Below are 16,991 nucleotides of genomic sequence, written 5' to 3'. Positions count from 1 at the left end.
TTATTTCCCCCTTACTGTCGTTCCAATATGTTCACCTAAAATGGCGCGGCGAATGTTTCCATGCTCATTCAAGTTGAATACGACTAATGGAATATCGTTGTCCATACTTAATGAACTTGCGGTTGAATCCATTACTTGCAATCCTTTAGAAATGACTTCTAAATGAGTCAATTCTTCAAATTTCACAGCACTTTGATCCGTTTTAGGATCTGCTGAGTAGACGCCATCAACATTGTTTTTTGCCATCAAAATGACATCGGCGTTGATTTCAGCTGCCCGTAAGGCTGCGGTCGTATCAGTTGAGAAATAAGGGTTTCCGGTTCCGCCGGCAAAAATGACGACCCGCCCTTTTTCTAAGTGACGTTCTGCTCTGCGACGAATATAAGGTTCTGCGATTTGACGCATTTCGATCGAAGTTTGGACACGCGTTGGTACACCAGCGTTTTCTAGTGTATCTTGTAATGCTAAAGCATTCATCACAGTCGCTAACATGCCCATGTAATCAGCTTGGGCTCTTTCCATCCCCATTTGCGCGCCGATTTGTCCACGCCAAATGTTTCCGCCGCCGACCACGATTGCCATCTGTACACCTAATTCGTGGACTTCCTTGATCTCTTTAACGATCTCTTGGATCGTCGGTGGTTTGATCCCAAAGCCTTCGTCACCCGCTAATGCTTCACCACTTAATTTTAATACAACACGTTGATATTTTGGTTTGCCCATCATGATTCCTCCGTACATTCTCCAATACTATTGTAGCATATTGGTGCTCTTTCGTTGAAAATTATCTACACTATTTCTTCAAAAACCGTTTTTGCTTAAAAAAAGGGAGCGCACTTCCATGCGTTCCCATCTGTTCGAGGAACAGAATTATTTTTTCACTTGGCTCATTACTTCTTCAACGAAGTTGTCTTCGCGTTTTTCGATACCTTCGCCGACTTCAAAGCGGACAAAAGATTTCACAGTTGCGCCTTTTGATGCAACATATTTTTCAACTGTCATATCTGGGTCTTTAACGAATGGTTGGTCAACCAAAGCGATTTCTGCTTTAAATTTCTTCAAGCGTCCTTCAACCATTTTTTCAACGATGTTCGCTGGTTTGCCTTCGTTCAATGCTTGTTCTGTCAAGACTTGTTTTTCATGATCCAATTCTTCTTGAGAGATTTGTGCTTCGTTCACGTAGCGAGGGTTGATCGCTGCAACGTGCATCGCAACATCTTTCGCAACTGATTCGTCAGTTGTTCCTTCAAGAACAGTCAATACAGCAATACGTCCGCCCATGTGTAGGTAACCGCCGAAAGCAGCATTGTCATCTTTTTCAACAACTTCAAAACGACGGAAGCTGATTTTTTCTCCGATTACTTGTGTTGCTTCGATCAACGCAGCATCCATTGTGCCTTTAGAAGTTTCTAATTTTAAAGCAGCATCCATATCAGCTGGTTTGTTCGCTGCGATTACTTCAGCGATTTCTTTTACTAAGTCTTGGAACATTTCGTTTTTAGAAACGAAGTCAGTTTCTGAGTTCACTTCAACGATTGCTGCTGTGTTGCCGTTGATCGCTACAGATGCTAATCCTTCAGCAGCAATACGGTCGTTTTTCTTCGCAGCTTTTGCCATACCTTTTTCACGTAATAAGTCTACGGCTTTTTCGATGTCGCCTTCTACTTCAACTAATGCACGTTTTGCGTCCATCATTCCTACACCAGTCATATCGCGTAATTCTTTTACTAATTTAGCTGTTACTTCTGCCATTTTTTGTTTCCTCCTAAATGTTTTTAAACAAGATTGCTTGTCTTTAAAAAAAGCTGTTTCAAAGGAGAGTGAGGCTTGGCGCCTAGCCTTTGAAACAGCTCCATCATTTATTATTCAGCTGATGCGTTGTCGCCTTCGACAACATCAACGATTTCTTCGATTGAAGTTGCGTTTTCTGTTGATTCAGCAGCAAAATCTTCTTCTGCTACTTGGTCTTCGCCTTGGTTACCTTCGATGAAAGCATCTGCCATTTTCGCAGTGATCAATTTAACGGCACGAATAGCGTCATCGTTTGATGGGATAACAACATCGATTTCGTCTGGATCACAGTTTGTATCGACCATCGCTACGATCGGGATATTCAATTTGCGTGCTTCTTGGATCGCGATACGTTCTTTACGTGGGTCAACAACGTACATTACATCTGGAATTCTTGGCATATCAGCGATACCGCCTAAGAATTTTTCAAGACGTTCGCGCTCTTTGTTCAAGCCAACGACTTCTTTTTTAGGAAGAACAGCAAATGTGCCATCTTCTTCCATTTTGTTGATTTGTTTCAAACGAGCAACACGTTTTTGGATTGTTTCCCAGTTTGTCAAAGTTCCACCTAACCAACGATGGTTAACATAGTATTGACCTGAACGGATTGCTTCTTCTTTGATTGCTTCTTGTGCTTGTTTTTTAGTACCTACGAACAATGCAACGCCGCCTTCTTCAGCAACATTTTTCATGTAGTCGTAAGCTGCGTCTACTAATTTCACTGTTTTTTGCAAATCAATGATGTAGATGCCGTTTCTTTCTGTGAAGATATATTTCTTCATTTTTGGGTTCCAGCGACGAGTTTGGTGACCAAAGTGTACGCCGGCTTCTAGTAATTGTTTCATTGAGATTACTGCCATGTTGTGTTTCCTCCAATTTGGTTTTTTGTTTTCCTCTCTTGCTCTTTTACTCCTTGAAGAACTGAATCGATCAGCACCGCTTCGCAGATGGAACAAGATGTGGGATTGACGTGAAAAACTCACGCCTTAAACAGTATACAGTAGCTAAAAAAGAAATGCAACTGATTCAAATGAAAAACTACGATTCGTGGTTCGGCTTTTTTTTAACGTTCTAATTCTTTTCTTATTATATCTAGGTTTTTTCGGTGTTATCTGCTATGATAAGGCTGACTTAATCAATCATGCTTAAAGGAGTTTACCTATGCGAAAAGCTGATCGCCATTTACTTATTAGACAAATCATTACTGAACATACTGTACGCACGCAAGAAGAATTATTGCAGCAATTGGAAGTCCAAGGAGTCTCCGCCACGCAAGCGACCATTTCTCGCGATATTCGTGATTTGAAAATCGTGAAAGTACCTGATGAGTCAGGTCAGACAAAGTTTGTCATTTTTCAAGGAATGCAAGCTTCTGAGGATGAAAAAGAAGAAGAGCAGCGCTTGATACAGATGATCGAAGACGTTGTCACTAAAGTAGATCGTGTGCAATTCATGACCTTGATCCATACCGTTGCGGACAATGCGCCTTTGCTTTCGGCAGCGATCGATGAAGTGACCATGCCAGAAAAAGTATGCTCGTTGGCGGGCTTTGATACAGTAGCGGTGATTTCCCGCAGCGACGAAGACGCCGAAACATTTTATCAATTTATCAGAAACCACGCGGTCTTATAAAACACTGAACAAATGTGACCTATCTGTATTTTTACTACAAAAAAAGCTGTGTCCTTGTCGAAACAAGGATACAGCTTTTTTTGTTACATTTTGTCGGGTGCATGTAAACCAAGCAACCGTAAATCTTCTTTTAATAAGGTCGTTACTGCATAAACTAGAGCCAGACGTGCGTCTTTTTCCGCATCTTCAGCCAAGATTTTCACATTGGCGTAATACTTATTAAAGGCCTGTGCCAATTTGATGGCATGTTTGGCAATGACGGATGGTTCATATTTTTCCGCCGCTTGCATGACCGTTTCTGGGTAGCGTTGGATCAATTTGATAACTTCCCAGCTCTCAGCGTCTGCCAACGCCAGACTGCTGACAGCAGCGGGATCAAAGTTGGCTTTTTCAAGAATGCTCATGGCACGGGCATGAGAGTATTGCACGTAAGGACCGGTCTCTCCTTCAAAACGGACAACTTCTTCTAGCGTAAAGTCGAAATTATTCAAACGGTCATTTTTCAAATCGTGGAAAACGACTGCCCCGACACCAACTTGTTTTGCTACTTCTTCTTTGTTTTCAAGGGTTGGGTTCTTTTCAGTGATTTGTTCTTTTGCTGAATCGATCGCTTCATTCAATACTTCTTCTAAAAGAACGATCTTGCCTTTTCTTGTAGACAGTTTTTTCCCATCTTTGGTGATCAACCCAAATGGTACGTGGGTCATATCATCTGCCCACTCAAAGCCCATTTCCTTCAAAACAGCTTTTAATTGTTTGAAGTGATAACTTTGTTCATTCCCTACCACGTACAATGATTTTGCAAAGTTGTAGGTCCGTTTGCGGTACAGTGCGGCAGCCATGTCCCGTGTGATGTAAAGGGTCGCACCATCGGATTTGCGGATCAAGGCTGGATTTAAGTCATAGGCAGCCAAATCAACGATTTCTGCCCCTTGGTCTTCTTTCAGCAAGTGTTTTTCTTCTAATAATTCCACGACTTCTGTCATCTTATCATTATAGAAAGCTTCGCCATTCAATGAATCAAAGGAAACTTCCAAAATATCGTAGATTTTATTGAATTCTTTTAATGATTCATCACGGAACCATTGCCACAAATCCATTGCTTCTTGGTCACCATCTTCTAGTTTCTTGAACCAAGCTCTCGCATCATCTTCTAATTGCTTATCTGTCTCGGCTGCTTCATGAAAATCAACATACAAACGTAATAGTTCGTTGATTGGTTCCGCTTTGACCGCTTCTTCTGACCCCCACTTTTTATAGGCAACAATCAATTTCCCAAATTGTGTGCCCCAGTCGCCTAAATGGTTGATGCGAATTGGCTGATAACCGATTTTTTCTAAAATAAAGCCGATCGAGTTACCAATCACAGTGGAACGCAAATGCCCCATTGAGATGGGTTTGGCAATATTTGGTGAAGACATATCGATCGGTACTGCTTGCTGATTGCCGATGGTTTGATCGCCAAAATGATTTTTTTCTTTGAGAACCAGCTCTAAGACGTGGGCAGAGATTGCTTTTTTATCCATAAAGAAGTTTAAATATGGACCGACCACTTCAATTTTTTCAAAAGACGCTTGATCGATTTTTTCTGCTAAGTCTGCGGCAATTTGCTGCGGCGCTTTCCGATAGACTTTTGCTAGCGAGAAGGCTGGGAATGCCACATCCCCATGGTCGGCTGACTTTGGATTTTCCAGTAATTGCTGAACTTGTTCGATCGATAGATCTTCTTTTACTACTTGATGGATCGCTTGTGCGACGATTTCTTTGTTATTCATAGTATCCCTCCTATAATGACTGAGCCCATGTTTTGATGAAAAGTTGTTTGAAGCAAGCAAACAGCTGTATGTTTTTTATGCAAGAAATGATTGATAAAAACAAAAAAAGCCTCTAGCGCATAACATGCACTAGAGACGAGATTTCCCGCGGTACCACTCTGATTGTCCTTTTCGGACCCACTTTTTTCTGATAACGGCAGAATTCCGTTTGCTTGGCAAATTCTCACAAGTGCGTTTCACAATCTGATCAATTCGGCTTCCACCACCCCGAACTCGCTAACTGATACTCGAATCGCTACTTCTCTTGTTTCATCAAATCAAGGCTATTTACTTCCCAGAAAGTATAGCAAAGAAATGTTTGTTTGGCTAGCGAGATTTTGGCATTTTCAAAAAAAATTATTTTATACTTTAGGAATAAATAGATCTCCGGCAGTCACTGCCATGATTGCTTTGATTGAGTGCAAACGATTTTCGGCTTGATCAAATTGACGGGCATACTTACTGCGAAAGACCTCATCAGTGACTTCCATCTCAGAAATTCCATACGCCTGCGCTGCTTTTTTGCCATACGTGGTCTGATCATCATGAAAAGCCGGCAAACAGTGCATAAAAATCACTTGATCATTTTGGGTTTTTTTCATCAACGATTGGTTTACTTGATACGGCAGCAGCTGTTCGATCCGTTCTTGGAATTTTTCTTCTTCACCCATTGATACCCAAACATCGGTATACACGACATCGGCGCCTAGAACACCTTGATCCACATCATCAGTCACCAAAATCTTTGCCCCAGATTCCTTGGCATAGGCTTGTGCCTGTGCGATGATGGTTGCTTCTGGCTGCAAGGCCTTTGGGGTGACGACATGAATATTGACCCCTAAAATCGCACTAGTCACTAACAAAGAATTGGCGACATTGTTGCGCCCATCCCCACAGTATGCGATGGTCAAGCCAGTCAGCTCACCAAAGTTTTCTTGAATAGTCAAAAAATCAGCGATCATTTGTGTTGGATGCCATTCATCCGTTAAGCCATTCCAAACAGGTACGCCTGAATAGTTGGCCAGATCTTCGACAACTTGCTGACTAAAGCCGCGAAACTCTATCCCGTCAAACATGCGGCCGAATACTTTGGCGGTATCTTCAACGGATTCTTTAGTCCCCAACTGAATATCATTGGCCCCTAAAAATTCCGGATGCGCCCCCAGATCTACCGCTGCAACCGTAAAGGCTGCTCGCGTCCGTGTCGAATTCTTTTCAAACAAAAGTGCAATGTTTTTGCCATCTAAATAACGATGTGGTTGATTGTTGGCCTTCATCCCTTTCAAGTGCTGGGAAAAATCAATCAAATATTGTAGTTCTTCTTTAGTAAAATCCTTTTCTGCTAAAAAACTGCGTCCTTTAAAAACCGATGTCATTGCATACCCGCCCCTCCATTAATTAATAAATATACACAATGATATCAAATGATGAAATAAAATACAACGAAATCTTCTGTTTGCTCATAAATGAAACAAAAAAACACCTAAGAACGGATCTTAGGTGCTATCATCTTAAGAAATCGGATGGGCAAAGCTGACACTTGGATCAGCATTCAATGAAAGGTCTGCTAAGCGCTGCTTTTTCAACGCAACATGGGCATAGGCACCAATCATGGCCGCATTATCTCCGCAAAGACGCAATGGTGGAATCAACAATTCCACTTCCGGCAATTCCTGCATCGCTTCTTGTAAAGCGTCACGCAACCCTTGATTCGCGGCGACCCCGCCAGCGACGATCAGCTGGTTTACTGGATAGGCTTGGCATGCCCGCAACGTTTTATGAACCAATACTTCGACAACGCTGGCTTGGAAACTAGCTGCTAGATTTTCTACTGACAAAGCTTCCTCTCTTTGCTGTGCATTATGCACAAAATTGATAAAGGAACTCTTCAAGCCGCTGAAACTAAAATCAAAATTATCTTCTTGTATCATTGCTCGAGGAAAGTGATACGTATCACTGCCTAGATGCGCAAGGCGATCAATTTCTTTTCCACTAGGATAAGGCAAACCCAGAACACGACCGACTTTGTCATAGGCTTCTCCAGCGGCATCATCTCTCGTTTCACCGATGATCTCAAAAGAGCCATCTTCTGCCATATACACCAATTCGGTGTGGCCACCGCTGACCAATAATGCCATTAAAGGAAAAACCAATGGCTTCACTAGACGAGCTGCATAAATATGTCCTGCCATGTGATTGACCGGAATCAGTGGTAAGCTGTGGGCCCAGGCAAAGGCTTTCGCTGCAGAAAGTCCAATCAATAATGCCCCAACCAACCCTGGACCATAGGTGACAGCAACAGCTGATAATTCTTCAGGCTGTGTGTCAGCCTGTGTCAATGCTTCCTCGATGCATAAAGTAATCTGTTCAACATGGTGACGACTAGCGACTTCTGGTACGACACCGCCGAAGCGCTGGTGGCTCTTGATCTGCGAAGCAACAATGTTACTTAAAATGGTGTCACCGTTTTTAATCACTGCCACACTTGTTTCATCACAACTGCTTTCAATGGCTAAAATCAACTCATTCATTTGATTTTTGTCCGCCTACTTTCTTTTCCATAATCAACGCATCCTCTTCAGGATGACTGTAATATTTTTTTCTACGACCGATGACTGTATAGCCCATACGTAAATAAAGAGCTTGTGCTTGCAAATTCGACACGCGCACTTCAAGATAGATTCGCCGACCATCAGTTTGTTCCACGATCGTTTCCATTCGTTTCAACAATTCTTTCGCCAAACCTTGCCCTTGATATGCTGGTAAAACCGCTACATTAAACAGCTCTGCTTCATCCAGCACTTGCTGAAAACAGAGAAACCCAATCAGCTCTTGATTAGTTTTTCCATAACGGAACAAATAGCGACTGTTGCTGTTTTGCAAATCTTGTTGAAATTGCTGTAGATTCCAAGGCGAGCCAAAGGGATAGCTCTGATCTGCCAATGACCAAAGCATTTGCGGTGTCGGGATCGTTTGATCTGCTTGTTCGTTAGTCATTTAAAAATTTCACCATATCCAATGCGTCTTCATTGCCTTCGGTGTAGTACGCCGTTTTGATCGCCTGTGAAACAAACCCGAGGGTCCGATACAAACGTTGCGCATCACGATTGCCCAGGCGAACTTCTAATGTCAAACGGTCGCATTTGTTTTTCCTTGCATAACGTTCGATTTCTCCTAGCAAGAAAGAACCGATCCCTTTTCCTTGATAATCAGGAATGATCGCGATATTGGTGATATGGGCATCAGCGCCTAAAATCCGCACCCCGATAAACCCAATCATCCGCTCATTATGCAAGATGCCCAAATAAAGATGTTTGACCCGTGAATAAAGCTCTGACAAAAAGGCGCTTTTGGTCCAAGGCAGTTCCCCAGCATACACGAGACGCTCCACCTGCAACAGCTCTTTAATGTCATCACCGACTAATTCACGAACAACATATGTTTCCCCTCGTATCTCTTTTTTACGCTCTGGGTATTGAATCTGACGGAAAAGAGCCAGCTTTCCCGTCATCGTTTTAAATTTTTTCAACATAGGCATCCACTCCCGGTTCATGCGAGGCTAACCATTTTTCTTCGGCTTCAACTAATTTTAAATAGTCTGGTACAAAATCATGGATCGAAGCTACCGGCGCTTCTTCTTTCGCAATAGCAGCTAAAACCACGCCATTCGGGTAATTCCATAACGACACTTGATTGATATGGGCTGTCGGCAGCTCCGCCTCGATCATGTCTTTAAATTTGATGGTATCGGCGCCGACAAATAGCACTTCTTGACTATCGACTGCTTTTAGCTGGGTCAATAACTCAGACAGTGAGATATGCTGGTCTTTGATCCTTGTTTCTAAGGTCCCATTATGCCATTGGTAGGCACCTGCGTAGACATTTTGACGGCGAGCGTCAAACAACGGAACGATCACTTGAGATACGCCCACGCAATTGGCAGCGACTGTTTTCAAACTAGAAACACCAATCAGCGGGATGTTCAATGTTTGTGCCAGCGTTTTTGCTGTTGTGACGCCGATTCGCAAACCTGTATACGAACCAGGACCTTTCGCAACAACGATTTGCTCCAGCTCTTTAGGTGCCATCCCCACCGCTTGCATCAATCCATCAATGGCAGGCATCAATGCTGTGCTGTGGTTTTTGATCGCCATCGTCTGGCTTTGTCCCAACACTTCTTGACCATCGACCACCGCAACCGCCAGTGTCTGGTTTGAGGTATCAATCGCTAATGTTTTCATCTATCTTCTCCCCATTCAAAAAACTCTCTCATATTCTACCATATTCTAATCAAATGCCCAACCAAGTCTCCAAAAAGATGCCTGCGTTTAGAAAAAAAGCAATAGGACAACAATACCCGAACCTTTGAAAAAAGCAAGCGCGGCTGCAGCTGCAAACCGACGAGGCTGTTTAAAGGTTCGGGTAAGGCGATATGCATTTTTTTGTTATTCCATTAAAACTCAGTTGCGTGTGTAACGACATCCTTCGTTGATTCAACTGGTTGCTAGGAAGATTGGCGCGTAATCAGTTCCGTTGCGATCGTAACTTTGCGAGGAACGGGTGCTGCATTCGTAATTATATCCAGCAAGGTCGTTACTGCCAACTCTCCCAGCCATTCCGTATGAACTTTGATAGTTGACAGAGTCGGAAAGACGTACTTTGCAACACTGACATCATTGAAGCCAATAATTGCAATCTCATCAGGAATCTTGATGTTTTTTTCTTGCAAAGCACGCATAGCGCCAATCGCTAAGGCATCACTGGAAGCAAATAGAGCACTTGGCAACTCTTTGTTTTGCTGCAAATACTCTTTCATCGCCTCATAACCGCCCTCTACTGTAAAGGGTGCGCTGAGATGATATTGCGGGTGGTGCAACTTCAACCGGCGGAGCCGTTCCTCAAAAATCCGGCGCCGAGGGTCTTCGATTTCTTGGTGATGATCCTTGGTAAACTCAACGCCTGATAACAAACCGATCCTTTGGTGGCCTTTTGCAATAAAGTCATCGATCACTAAATCCACCGCTTGTTGAAAGTCCACCACCAGAGAATTGACGCCCTGGGACAATGCGTCAAAATCGACCATCAACAAATTGGATTGGCTTTTTTTCAATTGTCGAATCTGGTGATCATCGAATTTTCCTAGTGCAATCGTTCCATCGACGGCGGTATCAGTCAATCCTTCATAAGGTTCTTTCAGCAACCGAATCCCTAATTCTTCGGTTTTATTTTCAATCCCGATACGGATCGCTAAGTAGTAAAGATCCGCTAATTCTTCCTCGGTATCAAACCATTGGATCAAGCGCATACTACTGGTTTCCGGCTGACTCTTCTTTTTATGTTTTGTGTAATTGAGTGCTTCTGCGGCTTTAAAAATTTTCTCTTTGGTTTCAGAGCTGACCGATAATTCTGAATCGTAATTCAGCACCCGTGATACAGTGGCTGGCGAGACGCCAGCCTGTTGTGCAATATCTTTGATCGTTGCCATCTTCCAGCCTCCTTTTTTTGCGGGGAACTTTTTTATAAAGTAGCTATAAAGCGAGCAAAGGCCGCTTGTCCTGTCTGGTCTCGTTTGAAGACGCCTGCATGCGTCAATACTTGTGTAAAGACTTCCCCTAATGCATGACGTAAAATCTGCGACACGTTTTCGGCATTGCATTCTGGGTACTGGGCTTTGATCGCATCTGCCCAAGGAATATGGTATGCCGCGATCTGATTGGGCTGATCCAATAGATAAGCAGTCACTTCTTCTAGTTCCGGAGCTAAACGCGGTGGGAGAACTGCCAAGCCCATGACTTCAATCAATCCGATATTTTCTTTTTTGATATGCTGCACTTCTTGATGCGGATGAAAAATGCCGTCAGGATGTTCTTCGGAAACATTATTATCCCGCAAGACTAAGTCCATTTCAAACAGCTCTCCTTGCTTGCGTGCGATCGGTGTCACCGTATGATGAGGCGTTCCATCTTCTGAAAAGGCATTGATCGAAACACTTGGATCTGAGTACTGTTGCCATTGTGCTAACACATATTGGCAAGCGGCGGCTAATTTTTGTTTGTTTTTCGCTTGTAGTCGTATCACCGACATTGGCCACTTCACGATCCCCGCAGCGACATCAGGAAAACCAGTCAAAGAAAAGCGTTGCTCGATCGGCGCTTTTGCCATGGCAAACGTGTGCCGTCCTCCTTGATAATGGTCATGAGACAAGATCGAACCACCAACGATCGGCAGATCGGCATTGGACCCGACAAAATAATGCGGCATCACTTCAATGATCTGCAACAAGCGAGCAAAGGTTTGCAAATTGATTTTCATAGGACGATGATCTAAAGAGAGAAAAATCGAATGCTCATTGTAATAGGCGTATGGAGAATATTGAAAGCCCCATGCTTCATTATCCAAATTCATGCGAATGATCCGATGGTTGGTCCGTGCTGGATAATTGACTCGTCCTTGGTAGCCTTCATTTTCCAAACACAACATACATTTCGGATAATCTACAGAAGCAGCGGCACCTTCTTGGGCAATTTGCTTGGGATCTTTTTCAGGTTTTGACAAATTGATCGTGATCTCGATCTCCCCATACTCCGTATCAACAGGAAAGACGATATTTTTAGCGATGGCCCGGGTCTTGATGTAATCATTTTGACGGCACAGCTCAAAGAAATAATCCGTCGCTTCTTTAGGATCATTGGCATAATGCTGCGCAAAAAAAGCATTGACTACTGAAGGTGGTGGCGTCAAAAAGTCCATCAACTGGGCTTCAAAGATTTCTCTTTCTGCTTGAGAATCACCAATTTGCTGATTGCTCAAAGCGCATGCCACTAGTTCGTCCATCAATTCAATCGAGGAACGAGCAACAGAACGAATTTCGCTGGGCTTAAAAACAGCTTCCCCGATCATGGCTAGTACTCGGTTTTGCAAATAAATACGATCCATTTCCATCCAGCCGCCAGCCTTGATTGCTAAAGTGACGAAATCGCTGATTGTTTGGCTGATCGTCATTGGTTATTCCTCCTGCCCTTGATACCCATTTGGATGGCTGACATGCCAATTCCAAGCAGTTTCGATGATTGCTTCGACGTCGGTATAGACTGGTTTCCAGCCTAAAACCTTTCGTGCTTTTTCACTCGATGCCACTAAGGTACTTGGATCACCGGCACGGCGCGGCGCCACTCTGGCTGGGATCTCTTTTTTCGTTACATTGCGGGCAGCTTCCACCATTTCTTTCACAGAGTACCCATGATTGCTGCCTAGATTGAAGACATTGCTCTCATTGCCTTTTTGTAAATACTCTAATGCCAACAGGTGAGCAGCGATCAGATCTTCGACATGAACATAATCGCGGACACAAGTACCATCTGGAGTATCGTAATCCTCCCCAAAAATCGCTACCTCTTTACGTTGTCCTAAAGCAGCTTGCAAGATGATCGGTACTAAGTGTGTTTCTGGATCATGGTCTTCACCGATCGAAGCATCCGACTTCGCGCCAGCCACATTGAAATAACGCAATGCGACATACTTCATTCCATAGGCTTCATCGCACCAACGCATCATTTTTTCCATGATCAACTTGCTTTCGCCATATGGATTTTTAGGATTTGTTGGGGTTTCTTCCGTGATTGGACTATGGTCAGGTTCCCCATAAGTTGCTGCTGTAGAGGAAAAGACGATATGTTTCACTTGATGTTCCTTCATCACTTCTAAGAGGACCTGCATCCCATACACATTATTGTTGAAATACTTCAATGGTTTTTCTACGGATTCTCCCACCAAAGAGCTGGCAGCAAAGTGAATCACGCCATCGATCGTTTCTTTTTCAAATACCGATTGTAAAAATGCTTTGTCGCGAATATCTCCTTCATAAAAGGTTGCTGCTGGATGGATCGCTTGGCGATGTCCTGTCAGCAAATTGTCAACGACAACGACTTGTTTTCCTTGTCCGATCAATTGATCGACTGCATGAGAACCGATATAGCCGGCTCCTCCTAATACTAAAATCGCCATATTTTCAGCCTTCTTTCTTCATTCCTTCATCGTTTCTTATTCTACAGTTTTCGTGCACCATCATCAATACTTGCTTGATAAATGTCGGTTGCGTAGCCGATTTCTGCTAAATAGGTTGCTTTGACGGACGCTTCAAAATCAGCCCATTCACTTGCTTTGACCAATGCGATCCCGCAGCCGCCAAAGCCCGCACCAGTCATCCGCGCACCTAAAACAGCAGGATGCGCTTGAGCAGCTGCGACTAATGTATCTAGTTCACGCCCTGTCACTTCATAATCATCCCGCAATGAAGCATGGGAGGCATTTAACAATTGGCCGAATTCTTCAAGATCACCAGCAGTCAAAGCGGCTTTTGCTTTTAATGTCCGTTGGTTTTCCGTCACTGCATGTTTCGCCCGTTTGATCAAGAGTGGATCATCGATCAATGCTGTATTTGCAAAAAAGGTTGCTTCGTCTAATGCGCCCAATGAATCAATGGCTAATGATTTTTGCAAACGAGCTAATGCTTCTTCACATTCTGCACGTCGTTCATTGTATTTAGAATCAGCCAATTCGCGGCGCTTATTGGTATTCATGATCGCTACGACATAATCGCCAAATGCCGCTGGTACGACTTCATAATTTAAAGTGTTCGTATCTAAAAGCAATGCATGGTCTTTTTGACCCATTCCGATCGCAAATTGATCCATGATCCCTGAGTTAACGCCAATAAACTCATTTTCGACTTTTTTGCCGATTTTAACTAAGTCCAAGGTCGTCAGGGTTAAATCAAAGAGATCTTTTAGACAAACCCCCGTCAGCAATTCAATCGATGCAGAGGAAGAAAGACCTGCGCCATTGGGAATGTTGCCATAAAAAGCGATGTCAAAGCCACGATCGATCCCTTGCCCCGCTTCTTTTAGGAAACGAACGACCCCTTTTGGATAGTTTGTCCAATCATCTTCTTTTCGGTAATCCAGCTCATCTAACGAAAAGGAAATTACGCCTTTTTCTGGAAAGTTTTCTGAATAGAGTTGGATCAACTGGTCTTCACGTTCTCGTGCTACTGCATACGTCCCTAATGTGATTGCCGCCGGGAAAACATAACCGCCATTGTAATCTGTGTGTTCACCGATCAAGTTGATTCTCCCTGGCGCAAAATACATGCCTGTGCCTGCTGTTCCAAATTTATCAATAAAGATCTGTTGCAATTGCTCCATTTTTCTCACTCCTACTTTCTTTTTAGTAAACTTATTGTAAAATATTTACTAAATCATTTCAAGCGTTTTCAATCCCAAAAGTGATTTTTTTTGATATTTTTTCCGTTTTCATTCATAATGAACCTATAACTAAAGGCGAGGTGTTTAATGATGAAACGATTTCTTTCAGGATTTTTAGTAGGAACAGTCGCAACGGTTGCTGCAGCTGCAAGTGTTGTTATGACGGTCAAGAAACAAGTGATTGATCCAATTGATGAACAACAAGCGGATCATGATGAAAAACGGAAACGTGCGATGCGTAAAAGCGTTGCCCGTTAATCATTTGCTACAAAAGAGCCGTCAGCCTTCAATAGGCTGGCGGCTCTTTTAGGTATCATTCTTCCTTCTCCAGTAAGTCCTGCAAAATCACGGCTTGATTTTGTTCTTCATTTTTCGCTCCGTATAGTAAGGTCACGGTCTCTTGTTCAGCAACCAACGTTTTTAACTGTGCCAAGGCATCTTTGGCTGGCGTTTTCTCTAATTCTTGTAGATAGCGGTCTTTAAACGCATCAAAACGTTCAGGATCATGCCCAAACCATTTGCGCAATTCAGTACTTGGTGCGACTGCTTTAAGCCATAGATCGATCTGTGCTGTCTCCTTTTTCATTCCTCTGGGCCAGATGCGATCCACCAATACCCGATAGCCATCTGTCGTTTCCGCCGCTTCATAAATTCTTTTTCGCTTGATCAATGCACACTCTCCTTACTGATAGACCTAAGTTCTATAAATAAAGGCAAAAGCCCACAATGTAACTTGAACAATGACTTACTTGAAACACTCCGTTTGGTGTTTCGTCGCTCATTCAAATTTGCTTGTGTTCTTTTGCCTTGAGTTCTCTGTTTTATAAACTATTTTTCTTTTTCGTCTTGCCGCTCCAGCCTTCATACCCTTCTTTTAGGATATAGACGTTGGTAAAGCCTTCTTTGCGTAATTTATTTGCTGCCCGAATGCTCAACGATTTACGCGTGTCATATAAGTAGATCGGTTGATCTTTACGAAATGCGCTGAAGGAATTCGTCAAAACAGTAAAGGGAATATTACGCGCCCCTAAAATATGTCCACTGTCAAACTCATTTTTTTCCCGAACATCGATCACTTGGGCTTTCTTCATTCCTGCTTTGAATTCATCTTCTGAGATGATCGTTGCTGAACGGCGTCCCATGATTTGAAAATACGCCCAGTTCAAAGCGATTGCTAAGATAATTAATGCCAAAACCAAGTTTAGCCACATAATTGGTGTCATTTCTTCTATTCCTCTCTGTTGTAACAATCATTCTTTTTTTGATGTATGCTGCTTGAATGTATCATTGCCTAGCAGCTTGTCATCTATGCTTTTGCTGCAAATTGCAAAGCTAATGATGCTGCCCCGATCACACCGGCGTCATTCCCAAGTTCTGCCAATTTGATTTCGGTACTTTCCGTTACCTGTGGGAAGGTAAACTGAGCAAAGTAGGCAGCAACCCGTTCACGTAAAAATTCACCGGCTGCTGATACGCCTCCACCTAAAACGATACTTGATGGATTTAATGTGTTTCCTAGGTTTCCGCATGCCAACCCAAGGTAGAAGCACACTTTATCAACGACCATCAAGCCAAATGGATCGTTTGCTTGAGCCGCTTCAAAAATATCTTTACTTGAAACATCTTCCCCATTGTCCAGCTGTTGTTTCAATGCCGAGTCGCCAGCATATTCTTCTGCTAGCTGTCGAGCAACTCGCACAACACCCGTCGCACTAGAAACCGTTTCTAAACAACCACGTTTGCCGCAAGTACATTCAAACCCTTCAGGATCAACAGTGATATGACCGATTTCTCCAGCACAACCAGCAACCCCATGAAGCAATTGCCCTTCCATGATGATACCGCCGCCAACACCTGTACCTAGTGTGATAAAGATGACATCAGGATTGTTATCCCCTGCCCCTTTCCAACGCTCACCTAAAGCTGCTACATTGGCATCGTTATCGATGGCAAATGGGATTTTTGTGCCTTTTTCAATCAGTTCTTTGACTGGCTGAAGTGTTTTCCAGTTCAGATTGTAGGCACCGATGACGGTTCCTTTGTCACGATCGACACTTCCTGGTGTCCCCATACCAATACCGATAAATGCTTCTGGCTGTAAACCATATAATTCTAGGCGATGATTGATCGATGCCACGATTTCTGGCACGATATGTGAGCCTTCATCAAGAATATTGGTGTCAATACTCCATTTTTGCTGAATCTCGCCTTCGCTCGTTAAAATAGCGAATTTCACAGTTGTTCCGCCTAAATCAATTCCGATGATTTTTTTGTCCATCACTTGTTTTCCTCCCGGCTTTCTTCAATTCGATGCTCCCGCGTAAGAATTCGCCGGGCAGTCAGATATACATCCCGATCTATCAAGCGACTGTCATAAAAGTTCTTCAGCTCGATTTGCATCAGTTCTATATCGTAGATCCGCTTGCCGACATATACGTAAACACCAAATTGTTTCAGTAATTGTTGTACGTCATATAACGTTTCCATTTAA

General features: G+C 43.2%; 19 protein-coding genes. 2 read left to right on the top strand and 17 right to left on the bottom strand.

The window, feature by feature from the left end; translation table 11 throughout:
* From pyrH to rpsB, 3 genes are all read right to left on the bottom strand, one after another.
* Positions 1–723: a UMP kinase gene (gene pyrH, locus FJU10_RS06295; RefSeq protein WP_005229433.1), complete on the bottom strand. Its 723-nt coding sequence runs from the start codon at positions 721–723 to the stop codon at positions 1–3.
* A 147-nt stretch (positions 724–870) separates the two neighbouring features.
* Positions 871–1,752, bottom strand: coding sequence for a translation elongation factor Ts (gene tsf, locus FJU10_RS06290; RefSeq protein WP_005229432.1), 882 nt, complete (start codon positions 1,750–1,752; stop codon positions 871–873).
* 110 nt (positions 1,753–1,862) lie between these two features.
* A complete protein-coding gene (gene rpsB / locus FJU10_RS06285; RefSeq protein WP_005229426.1) occupies positions 1,863–2,651 on the bottom strand; it encodes a 30S ribosomal protein S2 in 789 nt (262 codons plus the stop codon).
* A gap of 301 nt (positions 2,652–2,952) precedes the next feature.
* On the opposite strand from rpsB, the gene FJU10_RS06280 reads away from it, so the two are divergent.
* Positions 2,953–3,423: an arginine repressor gene (locus tag FJU10_RS06280; RefSeq protein WP_005236999.1), complete on the top strand. Its 471-nt coding sequence runs from the start codon at positions 2,953–2,955 to the stop codon at positions 3,421–3,423.
* Positions 3,424–3,506: 83 nt separating this feature from the next.
* Here FJU10_RS06280 and argS read toward each other — a convergent pair whose 3' ends face one another.
* The 10 genes from argS to FJU10_RS06230 all read right to left on the bottom strand — a co-directional run bounded on the left by argS (position 3,507) and on the right by FJU10_RS06230 (position 14,440).
* Complete coding sequence (gene argS, locus FJU10_RS06275) at positions 3,507–5,198, bottom strand: arginine--tRNA ligase (RefSeq protein WP_081118767.1); 1,692 nt, start codon at positions 5,196–5,198, stop codon at positions 3,507–3,509.
* Between the two features lie 401 nt (positions 5,199–5,599).
* Positions 5,600–6,613: an ornithine carbamoyltransferase gene (argF, locus tag FJU10_RS06270; protein WP_077452618.1), complete on the bottom strand. Its 1,014-nt coding sequence runs from the start codon at positions 6,611–6,613 to the stop codon at positions 5,600–5,602.
* Between the two features lie 135 nt (positions 6,614–6,748).
* Positions 6,749–7,768 carry a tRNA (adenosine(37)-N6)-threonylcarbamoyltransferase complex transferase subunit TsaD gene (tsaD, locus tag FJU10_RS06265; RefSeq protein ID WP_077452619.1) on the bottom strand — a complete coding sequence of 340 codons (1,020 nt, stop codon included), beginning with the start codon at positions 7,766–7,768 and terminating at the stop codon, positions 6,749–6,751.
* Positions 7,761–8,234, bottom strand: a complete 474-nt coding sequence (gene rimI / locus FJU10_RS06260) for a ribosomal protein S18-alanine N-acetyltransferase (RefSeq protein WP_081118768.1) — start codon at positions 8,232–8,234, stop codon at positions 7,761–7,763. Before rimI (FJU10_RS06260) ends, tsaD begins: the two co-directional genes overlap by 8 nt.
* Positions 8,227–8,769, bottom strand: coding sequence for a ribosomal protein S18-alanine N-acetyltransferase (rimI, locus tag FJU10_RS06255; RefSeq protein ID WP_005237007.1), 543 nt, complete (start codon positions 8,767–8,769; stop codon positions 8,227–8,229). Before rimI (FJU10_RS06255) ends, rimI (FJU10_RS06260) begins: the two co-directional genes overlap by 8 nt.
* Positions 8,753–9,478 (bottom strand): tRNA (adenosine(37)-N6)-threonylcarbamoyltransferase complex dimerization subunit type 1 TsaB, encoded by a 726-nt coding sequence (gene tsaB, locus FJU10_RS06250; protein WP_081118769.1) that lies wholly within the window; start codon positions 9,476–9,478, stop codon positions 8,753–8,755. The genes rimI (FJU10_RS06255) and tsaB overlap by 17 nt, the downstream gene beginning before the upstream one ends.
* 263 nt (positions 9,479–9,741) lie before the next feature.
* A complete protein-coding gene (locus FJU10_RS06245; RefSeq protein ID WP_081118770.1) occupies positions 9,742–10,722 on the bottom strand; it encodes a LacI family DNA-binding transcriptional regulator in 981 nt (326 codons plus the stop codon).
* A gap of 32 nt (positions 10,723–10,754) precedes the next feature.
* Positions 10,755–12,239, bottom strand: coding sequence for a UDP-glucose--hexose-1-phosphate uridylyltransferase (gene galT / locus FJU10_RS06240; protein WP_081118771.1), 1,485 nt, complete (start codon positions 12,237–12,239; stop codon positions 10,755–10,757).
* Between the two features lie 3 nt (positions 12,240–12,242).
* Complete coding sequence (galE, locus tag FJU10_RS06235) at positions 12,243–13,241, bottom strand: UDP-glucose 4-epimerase GalE (protein WP_081118772.1); 999 nt, start codon at positions 13,239–13,241, stop codon at positions 12,243–12,245.
* Between the two features lie 41 nt (positions 13,242–13,282).
* Positions 13,283–14,440: a galactokinase gene (locus FJU10_RS06230; protein ID WP_081118773.1), complete on the bottom strand. Its 1,158-nt coding sequence runs from the start codon at positions 14,438–14,440 to the stop codon at positions 13,283–13,285.
* 150 nt (positions 14,441–14,590) lie between these two features.
* Here FJU10_RS06230 and FJU10_RS06225 point away from each other — a divergent pair, with 150 nt between their 5' ends.
* A complete protein-coding gene (locus FJU10_RS06225) occupies positions 14,591–14,758 on the top strand; it encodes a DUF3042 family protein (RefSeq protein WP_017144401.1) in 168 nt (55 codons plus the stop codon).
* Positions 14,759–14,813: 55 nt separating this feature from the next.
* On the opposite strand, the gene FJU10_RS06220 is transcribed toward FJU10_RS06225, so the two are convergent.
* The 4 genes from FJU10_RS06220 to FJU10_RS06205 form a co-directional block, all read right to left on the bottom strand.
* The gene (locus FJU10_RS06220) at positions 14,814–15,170 is read right to left on the bottom strand and encodes a DUF488 domain-containing protein (RefSeq protein ID WP_077452625.1); all 357 of its coding nucleotides are present in this window, start codon (positions 15,168–15,170) and stop codon (positions 14,814–14,816) included.
* A gap of 151 nt (positions 15,171–15,321) precedes the next feature.
* On the bottom strand, positions 15,322–15,723 hold the full coding sequence (locus FJU10_RS06215) for a rhodanese-like domain-containing protein (protein ID WP_016613157.1): 402 nt from the start codon (positions 15,721–15,723) through the stop codon (positions 15,322–15,324).
* A gap of 83 nt (positions 15,724–15,806) precedes the next feature.
* Positions 15,807–16,778 (bottom strand): ROK family glucokinase, encoded by a 972-nt coding sequence (locus FJU10_RS06210; protein ID WP_005229395.1) that lies wholly within the window; start codon positions 16,776–16,778, stop codon positions 15,807–15,809.
* Complete coding sequence (locus FJU10_RS06205; protein ID WP_005229394.1) at positions 16,778–16,987, bottom strand: YqgQ family protein; 210 nt, start codon at positions 16,985–16,987, stop codon at positions 16,778–16,780. The genes FJU10_RS06210 and FJU10_RS06205 overlap by 1 nt, the downstream gene beginning before the upstream one ends.
* Positions 16,988–16,991: the final 4 nt, after the last annotated feature.

The organism is Enterococcus sp. OL5, assembly GCF_006491895.1.
In the GTDB taxonomy this organism is placed as follows: Bacteria; Bacillota; Bacilli; order Lactobacillales; family Enterococcaceae; genus Enterococcus_D; species Enterococcus_D innesii.
The sequence above is the reverse complement of the archived record's forward strand: the minus strand, read 5'-3'. Positions and strand labels throughout refer to the sequence as shown.